Origin of the sequence: Coprococcus eutactus (assembly GCF_001404675.1) — a bacterium.
Lineage (GTDB): Bacteria > Bacillota > Clostridia > Lachnospirales > Lachnospiraceae > Coprococcus > Coprococcus aceti.
This window is the reverse complement of the sequence record NZ_CYXU01000006.1, coordinates 52,701-72,242: the sequence shown is the minus strand read 5'-3', so window position 1 is coordinate 72,242 and position 19,542 is coordinate 52,701. Positions and strand designations below refer to the sequence as shown.

The following is a 19,542-nucleotide window of genomic DNA, read 5'->3' as shown; positions in this document are numbered from 1 at the left end:
TTATGGAGAAAACGATAAAAAGATATTGGCCGGTGTTTCTGATACCGACAATGGCTGCGTTTGTTATAGGATTTATCGTGCCATTTGCCGAGGGAATATATCTGTCCTTCTGTAAGTTCACGACCATAAGGGACGCTGAATTTGTAGGATTACAGAATTATATAGACGCATTCAAGGACTCAACATTCCCGGATGCATTTAAGTTTACAACATTATTTGCGATTGTCACACTTGTGCTTATAAATGTTCTTGCATTTCTTGTGGCACTGGCACTTACACAGAAGATCAAAGGAACTAATGTATTCAGAACGATATTCTTTATGCCGAATCTTATAGGTGGTATCGTACTTGGATATGTATGGCAGCTTATATTTGATGCCATATTCTCAAAGTTTGACACAGCCCTGAAACTCAATGAAGTCCTCGGTTTCTGGGGATTGGTTATACTGGTGTGCTGGCAGCAGATAGGATATATGATGATTGTTTATATTGCAGGACTTCAGGCAATACCTGAAGACATTCAGGAAGCGGCCATGATTGATGGCGCAAATAGAACACAGAGACTTTTCAGAGTTACGATCCCGAACATGATGCCATCCATAACTATATGTACATTCCTCACAATAACCAACTCGTTCAAACTGTTTGACCAGAACCTGGCACTCACAGGAGGCGAGCCTCTTCATAAGACAGAGATGCTTGCGCTCAATATATATGAGACGTTTTATGGAAGAGTAGGATATGAGGGAGTAGGTCAGGCCAAGGCAGTCATATTCTTTATACTGGTAGTAGCGATAGGACTCATACAGCTTAGGCTTACAAGATCAAAGGAGGTGCAGCAGTAATGGCAAAGATACAGAAAACGGCAAATACAGCGGATAAAAAACCGGTATACAGAGTGAAAGGAAAACCGACGGCTATGGGAATTCTGGCTACTTTATTCTTTACCATTATTTCCATAATATTTGTTTCACCGATAATAATCGTAATTATAAACTCTCTGAAAGCCAAGACGTTTATCAGTCTGGAGACATTTGAACTGCCAAATGAGCACAGCTACATAGGCCTGGACAATTATAAAACGGCTATAACACAGTATGATTTCATAAAGGCAGTGGGCTGGACAGTTGTGATAACGGTTCTCTCAGTAGCAGCAATTCTACTGTTCTGCTCTATGACAGCCTGGTATATAACCAGAGTCAAGAATATGGTGACAAAGATCATATATCTGCTCTGCGTGTTCTCTATGGTAATACCTTTCCAGATGGTTATGTTTACTTTGGCTGGAACTGCGGATGCACTTCACCTTACTACTCCATGGGGAATCGTGATCGTGTATCTTGGATTTGGAACAGGTCTTGCAGTATTCATGTTCTGCGGATTTATCAAGTCCATTCCTTTGGAGGTCGAGGAGGCTGCGATGATAGATGGATGTACGCCGCTCAATACATTTTTCAGGGTTGTTATCCCTATCATGAAACCTACTTACATATCTGTAGGAATACTTGAGGCTATGTGGATATGGAATGATTTCCTTCTGCCATATCTGGTACTCGACATCAAGAAATACAAGACGATATCTATAGTTGTTCAGTATATGAAGGGCAGCTACGGAAGAGTAGATATGGGAGCGATCATGGCGTGTCTTGTTATGGCGATCATTCCAGTTGTTGTATTCTACCTCTGTGCACAGAAGTACATCATCAAGGGTGTTGCAGCCGGTGCTGTAAAGGGATAGTAAGATAAAATACTATTAAGTGTAAAAAAACAGGCGGTTGTGAGATTCTCAGCCGCCTGAAATTGGTTAAAAGGAGAGATTTCAGATGGAAAGATCAGCAGGAATACTGCTTGCTATATCAAGCCTCCCGTCAAAGTATGGAATTGGAAGTTTCTCGAAAGAGGCATATCGTTTTGTCGACTGGCTCAGAGCTGCACATCAGAGTTATTGGCAGATACTTCCTATGGGACCTACGGGATATGGGGATTCACCGTATCAATCGTTTTCGACATTTGCGGGAAATCCATATTTTATAGATCTTGATACACTTGTGGATCAGGGACTGCTCACAGACCGCGAGTGCAGAGAGAGAGACTGGGGCGACGATGGCAGGTATGTGGATTATAGAACAATATATGAAGGAAGATATCCAATCCTGAGAAAATCATATGAGAGATGGAAAATGACTGACAGCATGGAGTTTTCTTTGTTCATGGACGAGAACAAAGAGTGGATATATGATTATTCACTATTTATGGCTGTAAAGGATTCGCTTGGTGGAATTCCGTGGACAGAGTGGCCACAGGATATAAGAAACAGGCAGCCTGATGCAGTGCAGAAAATGCAGGTTGAGCTTGCGGAGGAGATACATTTTCAGCAGTACATGCAGTATTTGTTCTATACTCAATGGAATGCACTAAAGAGCTATGCCAACAAGAACCATATAAGGATCATAGGAGATATCCCAATCTATGTAGCCATGGACAGCGCAGATGTGTGGGCACACCCGGAGCTTTTCAGGCTGGATGAGGACAGATGTCCATATGAGGTTGCCGGATGTCCGCCTGATGGATTTTCGGAGACCGGACAGCTGTGGGGCAATCCAATATATGACTGGGAGCTGAATAGGCAGACCGGTTACAGCTGGTGGATAGCCAGAATGAGACACAGCTATAAGCTTTATGATGTAGTCCGGATTGACCATTTCAGAGGCTTTGATGAATATTATGCCATTCCATATGGGGAGGAAACAGCTGTGAATGGCAAGTGGAAAAAGGGTCCTGGGATGGATCTGTTTAGGAATATAGAAAAGGCTCTGGGTAAGAGAGATGTCATTGCCGAGGATCTTGGTTTTGAGACTGATTCGGTCAGAAAGCTTGTGCATGATTCCGGATTTCCGGGAATGAAGGTTGTGGAGTTTGCCTTTGATGTGAGAGACACCGGGGCGGCATCTGATTATCTTCCACATAATTACATACGAAATTGTGTTGTATATACGGGAACCCATGACAATGAGACCCTTATTGGCTGGTGGAGCAGTATAGATCAGAGATCCAGAGACATGGCAAGGGATTATATGGCAGCTCATTATACACCGGACCGTCTGATCAATGTCCCATTTATCACGCTTGCTATGAGAAGTATTGCAGATCTTTGTATTATACCGATGCAGGATTATTTGGGGCTAGACAATAAATCGAGGATGAATAAGCCATCCACAGTTGGCGATAACTGGAGGTGGCGCATGATATCCGACGATACGGATGATGATCTTGCAGAGGAAATAGGCAGACTTACACTGATGACCGGGAGAAGCAAGATGTGAAAAAGTACTCTCTAAAAATATTTACCGGGAAATGATAAGTAGAGTATTTTCTTGACCTCCACATATTGGGATAATATAATTATTGGGAATAAAAGAGAAAAGTGGGATACAGCTTATGACAATAAAGGATATTGCACGTATATCAGGTTATGGTATCGGAACCGTGTCCAGGGTGATCAACAATCAGACCGGAGTCAGCGATGCAGCCAGAGAGAAGATACTCAGGGTTATAGAGGAAAACGGCTTTGAGCCGAACGTCAACGCAAAGCTCCTCAAAATGTCAGCGAAATCGGCGGTGGTTGTCATCATAAAAGGAAACCAGAATATGTTGTTTGCGGATATAGTAGAGCGGATACAGAACCTGCTTGCTGGATATGATGAGGATGTCATAGTGGAGTACATAGACGAGGATGGTGACGAGATCGAGTATGCCATCAAACTCACTCATAGCGTGAATCCGAAGGGAATCATGTTTTTGGGTGCCAATCTTGCACTTTTTGATGAGCGTGTGAAAGAGTTTGAGATCCCGGGAGTCATAATCACGACCGGCGGAGAGATTCTTGCAAATGACAACATATCCTCCATAACGATAGATGACACGGCAGCGACATACGATATGACAAGGTATCTTCTTGAAAAAGGCCACAGACGCATCGGAGTCATAGGAGGGCAGGTGTCCGAGAAACAGATAAGTTTCAATAGATATGAAGGCTGCAAGAGGGCTATAGATGAGTGGCAGCATGATGACCGGGCGGAGTTTACATATATTCCGTGCAGGTATTCTATGAAGGCAGGTTATGAGGCCACGAAGCGTCTCTTGGAGGAACAGCCGGAGGTTACAGCAATCATGGCTCTCAGTGATACGATAGCGATCGGCGTCATGAGAGCGGCTGCTGATCTGGGCAAACATATTCCGGAGGAGCTGTCAGTTACTGGATTTGATGGAATAGAGCTGGCAGGATACTGTGTACCAAGACTTACAACAATAAACCAGAATACAGAGATCATGGCATCGAGAAGTGTTGACATCATGCTCAAGCATATAAATTATGCAGCAGCTGGTGAACATGAGATAGTGCCATATTCCCTGATAGAGGGAGAAAGCGTTAAGAGCATCGGCTAGGATTCAGGGAAAACCTTTTTAATTAAGTTTGAATTCGTCTTATACTGGTATATTATATATCAGTATAGGGCGATTTTTTTATGAGATAAAAGTTCGGTAAGGCTCTGAGATTCGTATAGCGTATTTATCACAGTTTGGAGATGAGAAGATGGATCAGAATATAGAATCGGAAATATTAGAAAAACGCAAACTATGTAAAGTGCTTAAGGTGTTTAAGATTGTTTCTTTTATAGGAATATTTGCGCCATTTGTTGCGTTTATGGTGGTATCTAGAAATGGCTATGAATTAGACTCTGCTTGGCTGCTGATTCCGGCTTTGTTTGTAGGCGGATTTTTCCTGTTCTCATATATGGAGACAAATAAACTTAAAGACCTCAAGGAACTCATGGGACAGTATGTTGTACGGAGTGTCCTTGGAGAGCGCTTGCATGTGATTGAATACATGCCAAATGGATATACAAATGAGGCATTTTTACATAATTGTCCGATTCTTCCTTCATTTAATAATATGGATGGTTCTGACTTTATACATGGAATATACAGGGGAGTAGAATTTACATTCAGTGATCTCACACTCAGAACGGAAACAAAGGGTTCACCGGACGGTGAGTTTCCTGGCGATAATGTTGTTAATTTTAAAGGCCAGCTCATAATGGCTACTTCCCACAAGAATGTTAATGGTTTTGTACAGATCCAGGAGAGAATTAGTCGAAGAATGAAAAATGAAAAGAAAAGTGGCATATTATCAAGAGTATTGGGTTCTGAGAATTCACGTAACAGTTTTATGACGGGCAACGCGTCATTTGATAACAGGTTCGATATATATGCCTCTGACAGCCAGCTTGCTTTGAGGGTATTGACGCCACAGCTTATGCAGGGACTTATGGGACTTGAAGGATTTATGGAGATACAGATCGCTGGCAATATGGTGGCAGTAGCGATAAAGAATGACAGAGATTTATTTGAACTTAGTAACAATGGCAGGGATAATGGTGACATGGAGGAGTATCGTCAGAAATTTAGGGATGAACTTTCCGATATTTTGAAAGTTATTGATGTCTTTGGTATGAATACAGATCTTTTTCAGTAGTTGGTTAAATGATAGAATGTTTATATACAGTGAGAATGTGTTAAATGTAGGAAATAACCGGAAAGATCATAGGATACGATACCCTGACCGGCAGGACAAAATTGCCGGGATATGCACAACCCACAGTGGAATACATCGATCCATACAGCGGTGAGCCGGATTCTTATATGGTAAATCAGGAGATAAACAGAAAGAAACATCCTATCGGTAGCGAGTATAAACTTTTATACTCTAGGGAAAAGAGAACGGCCTATGAGAAGAAGTCAAACAAGGTGTACAGAGAGATGGAGGTTTGCTTTTTCGGACTGGCTGTGCTGATCTTCATTGCGGGGATAGTGAAGTTGGCGATGAAGGTATTGTAATCACCGCCGATACTATGCTAATATAGATATGTTTGCGAAAATGACAAATTTTTATCACTTCAGGAGGAAAACAATGGGTGGATTTTTTGGAGTAGCGGCAAAAGATGACTGTGTGTTTGATCTGTTCTTTGGAATAGACTATCATTCACATCTTGGAACAAGACGCGGAGGCATGACAGTGTATGGAGATAAGGGATTTGACAGATCCATACACAATATCGAGAATGCTCCATTTAGAACAAAGTTCGACAAAGATATGCAGAACATGAAGGGTTATTTTGGAATAGGATGTATATCCGATTATGAGCCACAGCCACTCATAGTGCGTTCACATCACGGAACATATGCCCTGACGACAGTCAGCAAGATCAACAACGTTGACGAGATATCCAAGGAGATATTTGATCAGGGACATTCACATTTCCTTGAGATGAGCGGAGGGGATATCAACAGCACAGAGCTGGTGGCAGCCCTTATCAACCAGAAGGATAATCTGATAGATGGAATAAGATATGCGCTGGAGAAGATAGATGGTTCTCTGTCACTCCTGCTCATGAACCAGAATGGAATATATGCAGCCAGGGATATGCATGGAAGAACTCCTGTGGTCATAGGCAAGAAAGATGGTGCATTCTGTGCGTCATTTGAGAACTTTGCCTACAAGAACCTTGGCTATCATGACTATAAAGAACTCGGCCCTGGTGAGGTTGTTGTACTCACACCGTCCAACTGTGTGACGCTTGTGCAGCCGGGCAAGGACATGAAGATATGTACATTCCTGTGGGTATACTATGGTTACCCTGCAAGTTCATACGAGGGTATGAGTGTAGAGCAGATGAGATACAACTGCGGAGCCAGCATGGCAAAGAGAGATAACGTTAAGCCTGATATCGTAGCCGGAGTTCCGGATTCAGGAACAGCGCATGCAGTCGGCTATGCAAATGAGTCTGGAATACCTTTCTCAAGACCATTCATCAAGTACACACCGACATGGCCACGTTCATTTATGCCGACCATACAGAGCCAGCGTAACCTCATCGCGAAGATGAAGCTTCTGGCAGTTGAGGATCTTATAAAGGATAAGAGCCTTCTGCTCATAGACGATTCCATCGTGCGTGGAACACAGCTCAGAGAGACAACCGAATATCTGTTTGACAGCGGTGCCAAGGAAGTGCACATCAGACCTGCATGTCCACCACTTGTATACGGATGTAAATACCTTAACTTCTCAAGATCATCATCAGAGATGGATCTTATAACAAGAAGAGTTATCGAGAGACTTGAGAACGGCAACGTGACAGACGAGGTACTTCAGGAGTACACAGATCCTGATTCAGAGAAGTATGAGAAGATGGTTGATGAGATCTGCAAGGAGCTGCATTTCACATCACTCAGATTCAACAGACTTGATGATATGCTTGAGGCATGCGGAGTTGAGAAGTGCAAGCTTTGTACATACTGCTGGGATGGCAAGGAGTAAGCTGCGGATGACGGCGATGCCATATGCAGCAGACAGTAGCATATATAAAAATAGCTTATTTGTAATACTAAGAAAAATGGTGACAGGGATATGGCATTAGAAAACTCAAAAGAAACTTCATATGAAATCACAATAGAAGAGATACAGGAACTGGATAAGGATTCATATCTGATGGTTGACATCAGGGATGAGGTAGAGATATCCCACGGAGCCATCCCGGGTGCGATGGCAGTCCAGACGGACAGGCTGATGCCAGAGAATCTGGCGGAGACAGCCAGTGAGATATTCCCGGTTGAGAAATATATGCCCGGGGACAATTCAAAAGGGAAAAAACTCATAATCTGCTGCACCCACGGAACCAACAGCATTCCGCTGGCGGAGGGACTTACAGAGCTGGGATACGATGCGGTGAGCCTCAAAGGCGGATATATATCATGGCTGCTCTACACCATGGGCAAGCAGGAACAGACTGATATATGTGCCGACGTTGAGAAGAGCCTCCGCAAGAAGTTCCACAAGAAGATATGGTGCAACTTCACAAAGGCCATCAACAGATATGAGCTGGTGAAGGAGGGCGACAGGATAGCCGTATGTATATCGGGCGGCAAGGATTCCTTCCTCATGGCAAAGTGTTTTCAGGAGCTGAAAAGGCACAACAAGTTCCCATTTGAACTCAAGTTCATAGTTATGGATCCGGGTTACAGCCCTGCAAACCGCAAGGTCATAGAGGATAATGCCAGGATGCTGAACATCCCTATCCAGATATTTGAGTCGGATATATTTGATTCAGTGTATAACGTAGAGAAGTCGCCGTGTTATCTCTGTGCAAGAATGAGACGAGGCCATCTGTACAGCTATGCGAAGGAGCTTGGCTGTAACAAGATAGCTCTTGGACACCACTACGATGATGTCATAGAGACCATACTCATGGGTATGCTCTACGGAGCGCAGATGCAGACCATGATGCCGAAGCTCCACAGCACCAATTTTGAGGGAATGGAACTAATCAGACCTCTCTATATGGTGAGAGAGGACGACATCAAGGCGTGGAGAGATTACAACGAGCTTCATTTCATACAGTGCGCATGTAAGTTCACTGACACATGCACAACATGTAACAATGAGGAGACGAAGTCCAAGCGTCAGGAGATCAAGCAGCTTATAGCGACACTCAAGAAGACAAATCCGTTTGTGGAGGGCAACATATTCAAGAGTGTGGAGAATGTCAATATCGATACCCTTATAGAGTACAAGCAGGGAGGCGTGAGACACAGCTTTCTTGATACCTACGATGAGAAGAGCGGTAAGACAGAATAGATAAAAACAGCATTTGAGAGCCGTTATTTACATTTGGCAGATGTAAGTGACGGCTTTTAATGTTATTTTCATAAAAGCATGGCAATATATATCTGTTCAGCGATCGTGCAGCGATATACTGTAGTGGCCAACAGATGAAAATGACAGGGAGGATGGATGTATGCGTGTACTTGTAGTTGAGGATGAGAAGGATCTGAACAGCATAATATGCAGTAAGCTGGTCAAAGAGGGCTATAATGTGGATGCCTGTTATGACGGACAGGCGGCACTTGATTATATGGAAGCGGAGAATTACGACGGGGCGATCATGGATATAATGATCCCGAACAAGGACGGAATAACAGTCCTGCGCGAGATGAGAAATGCGGGGATACAGGTTCCTGTGCTTTTCCTCACGGCCAAGACGGAGACACAGGATATAGTCAGGGGACTGGATGCCGGAGCCAGCGATTATATGACAAAGCCATTTGAGTTCTCGGAGCTTATGGCAAGACTCAGGGTCATGCTGAGAACCCAGAATCCGGTAAATGAGAATGTGATAACCTGTGGTTCACTGGTGGTCGACATGAACAACAGACAGGCGATCAGGGATGGAAAGGTAATTGATCTCACGGTCAGGGAGTATGCTATCCTTGAGTACCTAGCCAGAAACAGAAATGTGGTAGTAACTAGGGAACAGATACGGGTGAACATCTGGAACATAGATGACGATGTCAATTCAAATGTGATAGATGTGTATATCCGTTATCTGAGAAGGAAGATAGACGATAATTATGAGGAGAAGCTGATCCATACTATAAGAGGTGTCGGCTATAAACTGGAATGTTAAAGAGAAAAATATCATTTGTAACATACACTATTATAATTACAGCGCTTATTCTGGTGGTGGGTATATCTTGTCTGCTGGTCATCCAGAACAATCTTATGAAGGATGATATGAACCTGATGGCTTATAAGAAGCTGACACAGGAGGTAGCCCAGATCAGACGATACATAGTGTATGATTCACAGAAGAAGCCACATATAGATGATGGATTTTACGACCGTGAGGACGATCCGGACAGTAATGAGCAGATATATGTGTTCCTTCAGGGAAATGACGGCGAGATCCTTGACGGCGAGGTGCCTGAGGGATATGCGGATAATCCGGATATAAGCATAAGAGATCTTATGCATATAGATGCAGGGAAGGTCAAGTATTTTGCGGTCGTCAGGCAGGGAAGAACAGACAAAGAGCCGCTGAAGAAGACTCCTAAATACAAGATCTGTGTCATGGTATCCGTCAGGGATATAGAGAGCAATTACAGTGAACTTTTATATAAATCATACTGTGTTATTGGAACCGTGCTGATAGCATTTGTGATATATGCATTTGCTTTGAGGAAACTGATAGCAGTTCCAATGGGAAGCCTGAACCGTTCGATAGATAAGAGCGTGGACAATCTTGATTTTACAGAGAATCTGGAGTATGACGGTCCGTTCAAAGAGCTTGATATGCTGACCGATGCGAATAACAACCTGTACAGAAAAGTCCATCATGAGCTTGAGAGACAGACCGAGTTCAATGCAAATGTATCCCATGAGCTGAGAACACCTGTAGCAGTCATGCATGCCCAGTGTCAGCTTTCCAGGGAGATCGCGGAGAAGAATGGCGATGAGGAGATGCTTGAGAGCATAGAGGTATTCGAGAGACAGACCTCACGTATGAAGGGGCTCATAGAACAGCTTCTTCAGATGTCGGTCATGGACAATGAAAACGCAGTCATAGCGGTTGAGGATGTAGATCTGCTGGATGTGGTGGAGTCTGTGTGCGATGATGTGGAGTACATCTGTAAGAAGAATCTTAAGTTTACCTACGACCTGAAGCCGACGATGGTCAAAGCGAATATGAACCATATAGTTATCGTCGTGAACAATCTGATGTCAAATGCGGTGAAGTACAGCAATGATGGAGGTAGTATCCATGTGTCCTGCGGTGTGAAAAATGACAGCTATTTTATCTCGGTCAGGGATGAGGGCCGGGGAATGGATAAGAGCACAAAGGAAAAGATATTTGAGAGTTTTTACAGAGGTGAGCCAGACAGAAGTGCGGAGGGTTTTGGCCTGGGTCTGTCACAGGTAATGCAGATCGCCAGATATTACGGCGGAATCGTGGATGTTGACAGTGAGCCCGGAAAAGGAAGCCTGTTTACATTTAAAATCCCGGTAAATGCAGAATAATGTCTGTGGATTTTAATATATATTAATTTTTTTAATGAAAGATTAATCTTAAATGTGTATAATTTAAAATCAGTGTTTTATTGAAAATAGGAGCTATATTTATGAAAGAACGAAAGAGAATAGTACATTTACTGATCGGCCCATTGTTATTCGGGCTGTTTACGGCACTTTTGCCACACGGAGTATTCACGACATTTGAGTCAAGAGCAGCGATAGGAACCATCATGTGGATGGCGTACTGGTGGGTAACAGGCCCGGTGGACTATGCGGTAACTGCATTCCTCCCGATAGCCTTAAATGCGATATTTCAGATGACTGACATGTCGGCGGTCATTTCCAACTACGCAGACGAGACGATACTGCTTCTTCTGGGAGCTTCCATCATAAGCGTGATGTGGGAGAATACCGGGCTTGACAAGAGGATAGCCATTACATTCCTGAGACTTATCGGCAGCAGTTTGAGGATACAGCTTGTGTTCTGGTTTGTGTTGTCTGCAGTTCTGTCAGCGGTGCTTCCAAATGCAGTGGTATGTGCGACGATCACACCTATAGCGATCGCCATGCTCAAGTATATAGGAATGGACGACATCAAGACAAACAAGACTGCATCAAAGATACTTCTCACGATAGCATATGCAACCGGACTCGGTGGTCTGGCATCGCCGCTCGGAGGTGCGATGAATCTTGTGACGGTCGAATATATACAGCAGATAACAGGCGAGGAGTACATGTACTCTTCGTGGGTCGTGAGATTCCTGCCTATCATGCTCATACTTGTGCTTGTAAATATCCTGTTCATGATCCGTGATGTGAAGAAGACAGAGATGCTTGGCGGTTCAAGGGAATACTTTGTAGCAAAATACAAGGAGCTTCCTCCTATGAGCTACGAGGAGAAGATAGCACTTGTGTTATTTGTTCTTGCCACGGTGCTTGCATTTACCAGACAGCTCTACCAGAGCATACTTCCGGGACTCAAGCCGGCGTATGTATTTATCATATGCGCCATAGTATCATTCCTTCTCACCAACAAGAACGGAGAGCGTATTATGGTGTGGAAGAATGTTCAGGGTAAGATCATCTGGGGACTTATGTATATATTTGCCGGTGGACTTGCCGCCGGAACACTCATCAACAAATCCGGTGCTGCAGAGGCACTTGGTGAGTGTATATCAAAGCTTGATATGAAGGGCGGATTTATCACAGTGTTCGTGATACTTGCCGTTACACTTCTCATGTCGGATGTGACATCCAACACAGCCACGGCTGCGGTAGCCATGCCGCTGGTAATATCCATCACACAGGGCTGCGGACTCAATCCGATACCGTACATATATGTGGCATCTGTGGGAGTCAACCTGTCATACATGCTTCCGACATCCATCAGGGCGATACCGGTTGGATACGGCCTGTCGCCAAAGTATATGTTCAAAGAGGGCTGGAAGATAACTCTGCTGGTTCTGGCGGTCATGTCAGTAGCATGTGCGCTGCTGTTAAAATACTGGCCGGCGTTTAGCAGTGTATAAATAATTTTTACTTGTAGAAGAGGGAGAGGACATGTCAGTAGTAACTTATACATTTATAGTTTTTTTATTGTGTACAATAGTGCTATACTACATAGTTCCAAAGAAGATACAGTGGGTGATACTGCTCCTTGCGAGTCTTGTGTTCTACGGATATGCCGGGATAGAGTACCTGTTTCTGGTCATTGCCACGGCTGTTGTCGTGTATCTGTTCTCACTGAGGCTGCAGAAGAGTCTGGACGAGCAGGAGGAGCTGGCAAAGGATGCGGACAGAAGAACCGCACGAAAGATCAAGGCTGCTGAGAAGGCGAAGAGAAAGAAGTTCCTTGTGTGGGCACTTGTCATAGTTATCGGTGTTCTGGCGGCGTTCAAGGCATTTGGCTTTGTGCTCGACAATATAAAGAGATTCATACCATACGACGGATTGCAGAGCATTCCTGACTGGAATCTCATAGCACCTTTGGGAATATCATTTTACTCATTCATGATGATCTCATATCTCGTGGATCTGTATAACGGACGAATATCAGCGCAGAAGAATTTCTTCAGATACCTGTCATATGTGCTTTATTTCCCACATGTTACCCAGGGACCTATAGCCAGATATGAGGAAGTAGGATATCAGCTCTGGGAGGAGCACAGCTTCAATATGGACACTATCATGAGAGGTGTCTGGCTCATGCTTTGGGGATTTGTGAAGAAGATCGTTATAGCTGACAGGATAGGAGCTTTTACAAAAGAGATATTTGGGCATACATTTGATTATCATGGCGGAATATTCCTGGCAGTGGGAATCGCATATTCCATCCAGATATACTGCGATTTCTCAGGATGTATGGACATAGTAAGGGGCACTTCAGAGTGCTTCGGCATCGTTCTGGGAGAGAACTTCAGAAGACCATACTTTTCACAGACACTTCCTGAGTTCTGGAGAAGATGGCATTTGTCACTGGGTGCATTCTTCAGAGAATATGTATTCTACCCGGTGTCAACATCAAAGCTGTTCCTCAAGCTCAATGTCAAGATAAGAGATCACTTAGGAAATGTGATAGGAAAGGTATTTGCAGCGAGCATACCTATCCTGTGTGTGTGGGTGCTGACCGGTCTCTGGCACGGCGCAAAGTGGAATTATATAGCATGGGGCTTGTATCACGGAGTGCTGATATGCATGTCGACACTTTTTGAGGAACCGCTGGCAAAGCTTACAAAGGCGCTCAGGATAAAGACTGACTGCATAAGCTGGGAGATATTCAGAATGCTCAGAACATTCATCCTCTGTGTCATAGGACGTCTCATATTTATGGGACAGGGAATCCGAAGTTCGATCTGGATGATCCGTTCCATGGTTTTTGATCACTCAAGGGTGTATAATATTGTGGATGAATTTTCACTTTCAGGAAGAGAGTGGAGAGTTTTGATATTTGGATGCCTTCTCCTTCTTGCTGTGTCTATCGCGCAGGAGATCATGGAGAGAAGAGGCAGCACAGGCGATGTCAGAGAATGGCTTGCAAAGCAGAACATAGTATTTAAATGGCTGGTTATGGCAGCAGGTCTGGCATTCATTGCCATATGCGGAGTATACGGCTCTGGTGCGGGCGCATCATTTATATATGAACAGTTCTAATGAGAAGGGAGAAAGATATGCCAGCGTGGATAAAATATACAATATCAGTATTTTCGATATGTACAGTGCTTTTCCTTGGCTTGAACAAGGCGGGAGAACTGGCGAGACCACAGGATTTTGACTCTGATGTGTGGACAAACTACTATGCGGAGGAGGATAACACCATCAATACGGTGCTCATCGGCTCCAGTTCGATGTACAGATACTGGATACCGACCCAGGCGTATGAGGAGCAGGGTTACACATCGATGCTCATAGGTACTGCGGCTCAGGATATCAGACTTGCGCCGTATCTCATGGAAGAGGCTGCAAAGACCCAGGATCTGGATCTGTTTGTGGTTGAGGTCAGAAGTATTATCATACGAGGCGATGTCACAAAGATAAAGGATGAGCATTACAATTATCGTATGGAGGTCATGACATCGGGCATGAGACCATCATCGACGAAGTTTGAGATGATACAGAAGTATTACAGAGCGGATGAGAAGTCAAAGTTCGAGCTCATGTTCCCTATTCTGAAGTATCACGATAATCTGCTGACATTTGACAGACAGGTGCTTATAGACAGACTCAATCAGGGAACGGACGAGTTCAAGACAGGTAGGCAGAGGTCGAAGATCACGAAGATCAAGGAGCCTGTGTTCGAGTCTGACGGACAGCTTCATCTGTCGGATGAGACACTCGGATATATCGATGACATAGAGACAAAGGCAGAGGAGCTCGGAGTTAAGGTTCTGCTGGTTGCGACACCTTACTACCCATCAAAGGGTCAGGCATCCAAGCAGCTTCAGCTTGACGAGTACATAGCCTCAAAGGGATATGATTATCTGAACATGAACAATGTTCTTGATGAACTGAATCTGGATTATTCAACAGATTTCTACAACAGCAAGCATGTAAATATTGCGGGTGCCAAGAAGGTTACCACATATCTTGCACAATATATAGAGGACAATTACGGCCTGCAGAGTAAGCTTACAGATGAGCAGAAGCAGAGTTGGACTGATGCCTGTGATGCCTGGGCAGATGAGGAAAGCAGTCTCATGGTAGAATGGGAGAAGTACAAGAAGGAGAACGAATAATGTATAAGCAGACGGTATTACATTATATTCAGGAGTATGCCCAGACGCAGCCGGACACTCTGGCGGTGTGTGAGCTAAGAAAGACAGTCACATACGCAGAGTATTGGAGCAATATAAGAAAGACTGCACACGCTTTGCGGGATATGGGCATATGCAAGGGCGATCATGTAATGATCAGATGCACACAGAACATAGATTATCTGACAGTGTTCACTGCACTGCAGTACATGCAGGTGCTTGTCGTGCCGATAGAGAAATCCACATCCGCAGAGAGGGCAATTGAGATAGGCCAGAGAGTTGACGCGGCATGTCTCATATCAGACAAGCCTGTGGATGGAATAAAGTGTATAAGCCAGAAGGAAATAATAACCAGGATGAAGGATGAGAGCGAGGCAGAGCTTGAGCTTCCGGGTGAGGAGGACAGATCGATGCTGCTCTTCACAACGGGAACAACCGGATCTTCAAAGGGCGTTGTCATGCACCACAGAGGTGATGTGGGAATAGCCGGCAATGTCATCGAGGGAACAGCCATGAAGAAGGGCAATGTGGAGATAATACCAATGCCTCTCAACCATTCATTTGGAATAAGAAGATACCAGTCAGACATGGTAAATGGCGGCACAGTATGTCTGATGGACGGAATGGTATTTATCGGAACGCTGTGGAAGCTCATAGAGAAATACGGAGTGACATCCATGGCGATATCACCGGCATCACTCGGAATGATATTCCATTTGTCTGATGACAGGATCGCGGATTATGCAGATCAGCTTGATTATATACAGATAGGCTCAGCACCTCTTGCCGAGTCAGACAAGGAGAAGCTGCTCAGATTGCTTCCACATACAAGACTGTATAATTTCTATGGTTCATCTGAAGCCGGATGCGCATGCATACTGGAGTTCAGTGGCAATGGCAACAAGACAGGATGTATAGGAAGACCTACCGTGAACTCGGTCGTAAGATTCTCTGACGACGAGGGTAACGTGGTTACAAATGGCAGCCCGGAGTCACCGGCACTTCTGTCCTGGGGCGGTTCTATAGTCATGGAAGGCTATTACAATGACCCCGAACTCACTGCTGAGACCATTGTGGATGGATATGTTAGGACAAAGGATCTGGCATATCTGGATGAGGATGGCGACTGCATACTTGTAGGCAGGGCCGATGATGTGATAAACTATGGTGGAAGCAAGATATCTCCTGCAGAGATAGAAGACCTTGCACTTGGATATGAGCATATAGATGATGTGGCTTACACTTCAATCAAAGACCCGATCACCGGAGAGCTTCCGGTCATACTGGTCGTGCAGAAGGATGGCTATGAGGAAGCTGATTTTGAAAGCTTTCTTGCTGACAGACTTGAGAGCTACAAGCTTCCAAGAAAGTATATCTATGTTGAAAGTATACCAAAGACGTTCAAGGGTTCAGTTCTGCGAAAGGAAGTAAGAAAGCTTGCAGAGCAGAACGTATAGATGGTTTGCAGAGAAGATCATACAAAGGAGAATTGAACAATGAAAGAATTTATTGAGATGCTCAAGAAGATCAAGCCAAATGTTGATTTTGAAAATGAGGAGGCACTCGTTGACGACGGAATCCTGGAGTCACTCGATATCATCTCTATCATTTCAGAGATAGCAGATAAGTACGGAGTTGTCATCCCAAGTGATGAGATCATACCTGATAACTTCAACTCAGCAATCGCTCTCTATGAGCTTGTGGAGGATCTGAAGTAGGATCTGAAACATGATCTGAAAGTGGAATCAGATATATCTGGAATAAAAACCTGTGTATATGTTATATACACAGGTTTTTTAAAATGCACAGATGTTCATATAAATAAATTTTTAAAAGAATAGCATTTTACTGTTGACATATAATTAAATACATGTTTAAATGTTCATAGATTCAATGAGAACAATGAAAAGGAGATAACTATTATGAAGAAGTATAAGATTGAAGTTGATTGTGCAAACTGTGCAGCAAAGATGGAGGAGGCTACAAAGAAGGTAGCAGGTGTTAAGGATGCAACAGTGGCATTCATGGCACAGAAGATGAGCGTTGAGTTCGACGACGGAGCTGACGAGGCTGAGGTTATGAAGAATGTACTTAAGGCTTGTAAGAAGGTTGAGCCTGACTGCGAGATCTTTATGTAACCAAAGGCGGTTATGCATGTGCATGATGACTGCCGGATTATGGTATAGTAGGTTGTTTAGTCACGGCTAACTGTGAAAGATCTGTGCTCTATCAGATAGGAGGATGTTATGACAAAGAAACAGAAAAAAGTGCTCAGAAGAATTATAATATCGGCGGTTCTTCTGGTTGCCATGGCTGTCACATTTACGGTGCTTGACAAGACCGGGATGGTGGATCTTGAGAATCCGTCAGTTATGTGGCGATGCATAGAGATCGTGGCTTACCTGATCCCATATCTCGTCATAGGTTACGATATACTTAAAAAGGCATTTCTCGGAATCATACACGGAGAGGTATTTGACGAGAATTTCCTTATGGCTATAGCTACGGTTGGCGCCATGGTGCTCGGTGAGTACAAGGAGGCATCAGCGGTTATGCTGTTCTACCAGATAGGCGAGCTGTTCCAGAGCTACGCCGTAGGCAAGAGCAGGAAGAATATCACAGCACTCATGGATATCCGTCCGGATTATGCCAACATAGAGAAGGATGGCAAGCTGGAACAGGTTGATCCGGATGACGTTCAGATCGGAACAGTCATAGTTGTACAGCCGGGCGAGAAGGTGCCTATCGATGGTAAGGTTGTGGAGGGCTCATCCTCACTCAACACAAGTGCCCTCACAGGTGAGAGCGTACCTAGAGAGGTTCATGTCGGCGATGAGATCATCAGTGGATGTGTCAACCTCACAGGACTTATCAAGATCGAGACATCCAAGGAATTTGGAGAGTCAACTGTATCAAAGATCCTTGATCTCGTTGAGAACTCAAGCATGAAGAAGTCCAGATCAGAGAACTTCATCACAAGATTTGCAAAGTATTATACACCGGCTGTATGTATAGCAGCACTTGCGCTTGCAGTGCTTCCGCCATTGGTAAACATTATCATGGGTAATCCTGCAGCATGGTCCAAGTGGATCATCAGAGCACTGACAACACTTGTTATAAGCTGTCCATGTGCACTGGTAATATCCATTCCACTGAGCTTCTTTGGAGGAATCGGCGGAGCTTCGGCAAAGGGTATTCTGGTCAAGGGTTCCAACTATCTTGAGGCTCTCTCATACACAAAGTATGTCGTGTGCGATAAGACAGGAACACTCACAAAGGGTGTGTTCCAGGTTACAGAGATACATCCTGAGGGAGGAATGAGCGAAGCTGATCTTCTTGAAAAGGCAGCGCTGGTCGAGAGCTATTCCAACCATCCTATCAGCAAGAGCCTGAAGGAGGCATATGGCAAGGAAATCGACAACAACAGGGTCACAGACGCAAAGGAGATCAGCGGACACGGTGTGTCAGCGGTTGTTGATGGTCATGAGGTTGCCGCAGGAAATGTCAAGCTCATGAAGCAGATGAACATACAGGCAGCGGTTCCTACATCGGTTGGAACAGAGATACATGTTGTCGTGGATGGAAAGTATGCAGGATATATTCTCATATCAGATGTTGTCAAGCCAAATGCAAAGGAGGCTATAAGTGGTCTCAAGGCAGCAGGCGTGGAGAAGGTAGTCATGCTCACAGGTGATGCGAAGAAGGTTGCAGATGCAGTCGGAAGCGAGCTTGGCGTGGATGAGGTGAGAAGTGAACTTCTCCCTGGAGACAAGGTGGATGAGGTCGAGAAGCTCATCGCAGCCAAGGGAGAGAAGGAGAAGCTTGCATTTGTCGGAGATGGAATCAATGACGCCCCTGTACTTTCGAGAGCAGATATAGGAATTGCCATGGGAGCCCTTGGTTCCGATGCAGCTATCGAAGCTGCGGATATCGTCCTCATGGATGATGATCCTGCAAAGATAGCGACAGCCATGAAGATATCCAAGAAGACACTCAGGATCGTACACCAGAACATAGTATTTGCACTTGTGATCAAGTTTGCATGCCTTGCACTGGGCGCAGTTGGATTTGTCAACATGTGGTGGGCAATATTCGCAGATGTAGGAGTTATGATCCTTGCGGTATTAAATGCGACAAGAGCACTGAGCTTCAAAGAATAGGAGGAGACCGCATGGGAGAGATACATTTGCCGCATTGTCACTGCGACAATGAGAACAAGATCATAAAATGCATGCCGTCTGTGGAAGATTGCAGCAGCATGGCAGATATATTCAAACAGCTCAGCGATGGCACAAGGCTAAGGATACTCTGGATGCTGTGCCACCTCGAGGAATGTGTCAGCAACATAGCGGCGGCCATGGAGATGAGTGATCCGGCCGTATC

18 protein-coding genes are annotated in these 19,542 nt (G+C 44.5%); all 18 read left to right on the top strand.

Features of this window, described 5'->3' with window-relative positions; genetic code table 11:
* Window positions 1-2 precede the first annotated feature (2 nt).
* Window positions 3-845 (top strand): carbohydrate ABC transporter permease, encoded by an 843-nt coding sequence (locus ARA78_RS11340; RefSeq protein WP_055223162.1) that lies wholly within the window; start codon window positions 3-5, stop codon window positions 843-845.
* Window positions 845-1,738, top strand: a complete 894-nt coding sequence (locus tag ARA78_RS11335; RefSeq protein ID WP_082423632.1) for a carbohydrate ABC transporter permease — start codon at window positions 845-847, stop codon at window positions 1,736-1,738. Before ARA78_RS11340 ends, ARA78_RS11335 begins: the two co-directional genes overlap by 1 nt.
* Before the next feature lie 85 nt (window positions 1,739-1,823).
* Window positions 1,824-3,323, top strand: a complete 1,500-nt coding sequence (gene malQ / locus ARA78_RS11330) for a 4-alpha-glucanotransferase (RefSeq protein ID WP_055280559.1) — start codon at window positions 1,824-1,826, stop codon at window positions 3,321-3,323.
* A 115-nt stretch (window positions 3,324-3,438) separates the two neighbouring features.
* Window positions 3,439-4,446 carry a LacI family DNA-binding transcriptional regulator gene (locus ARA78_RS11325; RefSeq protein WP_022216662.1) on the top strand — a complete coding sequence of 336 codons (1,008 nt, stop codon included), beginning with the start codon at window positions 3,439-3,441 and terminating at the stop codon, window positions 4,444-4,446.
* 208 nt (window positions 4,447-4,654) lie between these two features.
* A complete protein-coding gene (locus ARA78_RS11320) occupies window positions 4,655-5,536 on the top strand; it encodes a DUF3137 domain-containing protein (RefSeq protein ID WP_172674927.1) in 882 nt (293 codons plus the stop codon).
* A 125-nt stretch (window positions 5,537-5,661) separates the two neighbouring features.
* Entirely contained in the window at window positions 5,662-5,898 is a 237-nt protein-coding gene (locus tag ARA78_RS11315) for a hypothetical protein (RefSeq protein WP_156327904.1), read from the top strand.
* A 73-nt stretch (window positions 5,899-5,971) separates the two neighbouring features.
* Complete coding sequence (locus ARA78_RS11310) at window positions 5,972-7,378, top strand: amidophosphoribosyltransferase (protein ID WP_015533815.1); 1,407 nt, start codon at window positions 5,972-5,974, stop codon at window positions 7,376-7,378.
* Between the two features lie 90 nt (window positions 7,379-7,468).
* A complete protein-coding gene (locus ARA78_RS11305) occupies window positions 7,469-8,695 on the top strand; it encodes an ATP-binding protein (protein WP_015533817.1) in 1,227 nt (408 codons plus the stop codon).
* Window positions 8,696-8,855: 160 nt separating this feature from the next.
* A complete protein-coding gene (locus ARA78_RS11300) occupies window positions 8,856-9,524 on the top strand; it encodes a response regulator transcription factor (protein WP_015533818.1) in 669 nt (222 codons plus the stop codon).
* On the top strand, window positions 9,518-10,915 hold the full coding sequence (locus ARA78_RS11295) for a sensor histidine kinase (protein WP_055280558.1): 1,398 nt from the start codon (window positions 9,518-9,520) through the stop codon (window positions 10,913-10,915). The genes ARA78_RS11300 and ARA78_RS11295 overlap by 7 nt, the downstream gene beginning before the upstream one ends.
* 101 nt (window positions 10,916-11,016) lie before the next feature.
* Entirely contained in the window at window positions 11,017-12,438 is a 1,422-nt protein-coding gene (locus ARA78_RS11290; protein ID WP_015533820.1) for an SLC13 family permease, read from the top strand.
* Between the two features lie 31 nt (window positions 12,439-12,469).
* Window positions 12,470-14,059 carry an MBOAT family O-acyltransferase gene (locus tag ARA78_RS11285; protein ID WP_055280557.1) on the top strand — a complete coding sequence of 530 codons (1,590 nt, stop codon included), beginning with the start codon at window positions 12,470-12,472 and terminating at the stop codon, window positions 14,057-14,059.
* Window positions 14,059-15,141, top strand: a complete 1,083-nt coding sequence (locus ARA78_RS11280; protein WP_242849717.1) for a hypothetical protein — start codon at window positions 14,059-14,061, stop codon at window positions 15,139-15,141. The genes ARA78_RS11285 and ARA78_RS11280 overlap by 1 nt, the downstream gene beginning before the upstream one ends.
* Window positions 15,141-16,616, top strand: coding sequence for a class I adenylate-forming enzyme family protein (locus ARA78_RS11275; protein ID WP_055280556.1), 1,476 nt, complete (start codon window positions 15,141-15,143; stop codon window positions 16,614-16,616). Before ARA78_RS11280 ends, ARA78_RS11275 begins: the two co-directional genes overlap by 1 nt.
* 39 nt (window positions 16,617-16,655) lie before the next feature.
* On the top strand, window positions 16,656-16,877 hold the full coding sequence (locus tag ARA78_RS11270; protein WP_015533823.1) for a phosphopantetheine attachment site: 222 nt from the start codon (window positions 16,656-16,658) through the stop codon (window positions 16,875-16,877).
* Between the two features lie 201 nt (window positions 16,878-17,078).
* Window positions 17,079-17,297, top strand: coding sequence for a cation transporter (locus ARA78_RS11265; RefSeq protein WP_055146474.1), 219 nt, complete (start codon window positions 17,079-17,081; stop codon window positions 17,295-17,297).
* 108 nt (window positions 17,298-17,405) lie between these two features.
* The gene (locus ARA78_RS11260; protein ID WP_055273724.1) at window positions 17,406-19,319 is read left to right on the top strand and encodes a heavy metal translocating P-type ATPase; all 1,914 of its coding nucleotides are present in this window, start codon (window positions 17,406-17,408) and stop codon (window positions 19,317-19,319) included.
* 11 nt (window positions 19,320-19,330) lie between these two features.
* Window positions 19,331-19,542: ArsR family transcriptional regulator (locus tag ARA78_RS11255; protein ID WP_242849716.1), on the top strand; the 212-nt coding region annotated here is incomplete at its 3' end.

Excerpts from the sequence above, each read along its gene's own strand:
- ARA78_RS11260 (WP_055273724.1), top strand. The coding sequence starts at position 17,406 with ATGACAAAGAAACAGAAAAAAGTGCTCAGAAGAATTATAATATCGGCG.
- ARA78_RS11300 (WP_015533818.1), top strand. The coding sequence starts at position 8,856 with ATGCGTGTACTTGTAGTTGAGGATGAGAAGGATCTGAACAGCATAATA.
- ARA78_RS11290 (WP_015533820.1), top strand. The coding sequence starts at position 11,017 with ATGAAAGAACGAAAGAGAATAGTACATTTACTGATCGGCCCATTGTTA.
- ARA78_RS11335 (WP_082423632.1), top strand. The coding sequence starts at position 845 with ATGGCAAAGATACAGAAAACGGCAAATACAGCGGATAAAAAACCGGTA.
- ARA78_RS11275 (WP_055280556.1), top strand. The coding sequence starts at position 15,141 with ATGTATAAGCAGACGGTATTACATTATATTCAGGAGTATGCCCAGACG.
- ARA78_RS11295 (WP_055280558.1), top strand. The coding sequence starts at position 9,518 with ATGTTAAAGAGAAAAATATCATTTGTAACATACACTATTATAATTACA.
- ARA78_RS11280 (WP_242849717.1), top strand. The coding sequence starts at position 14,059 with ATGAGAAGGGAGAAAGATATGCCAGCGTGGATAAAATATACAATATCA.
- malQ (WP_055280559.1), top strand. The coding sequence starts at position 1,824 with ATGGAAAGATCAGCAGGAATACTGCTTGCTATATCAAGCCTCCCGTCA.
- ARA78_RS11340 (WP_055223162.1), top strand. The coding sequence starts at position 3 with ATGGAGAAAACGATAAAAAGATATTGGCCGGTGTTTCTGATACCGACA.
- ARA78_RS11325 (WP_022216662.1), top strand. The coding sequence starts at position 3,439 with ATGACAATAAAGGATATTGCACGTATATCAGGTTATGGTATCGGAACC.
- ARA78_RS11270 (WP_015533823.1), top strand. The coding sequence starts at position 16,656 with ATGAAAGAATTTATTGAGATGCTCAAGAAGATCAAGCCAAATGTTGAT.
- ARA78_RS11285 (WP_055280557.1), top strand. The coding sequence starts at position 12,470 with ATGTCAGTAGTAACTTATACATTTATAGTTTTTTTATTGTGTACAATA.
- ARA78_RS11310 (WP_015533815.1), top strand. The coding sequence starts at position 5,972 with ATGGGTGGATTTTTTGGAGTAGCGGCAAAAGATGACTGTGTGTTTGAT.
- ARA78_RS11305 (WP_015533817.1), top strand. The coding sequence starts at position 7,469 with ATGGCATTAGAAAACTCAAAAGAAACTTCATATGAAATCACAATAGAA.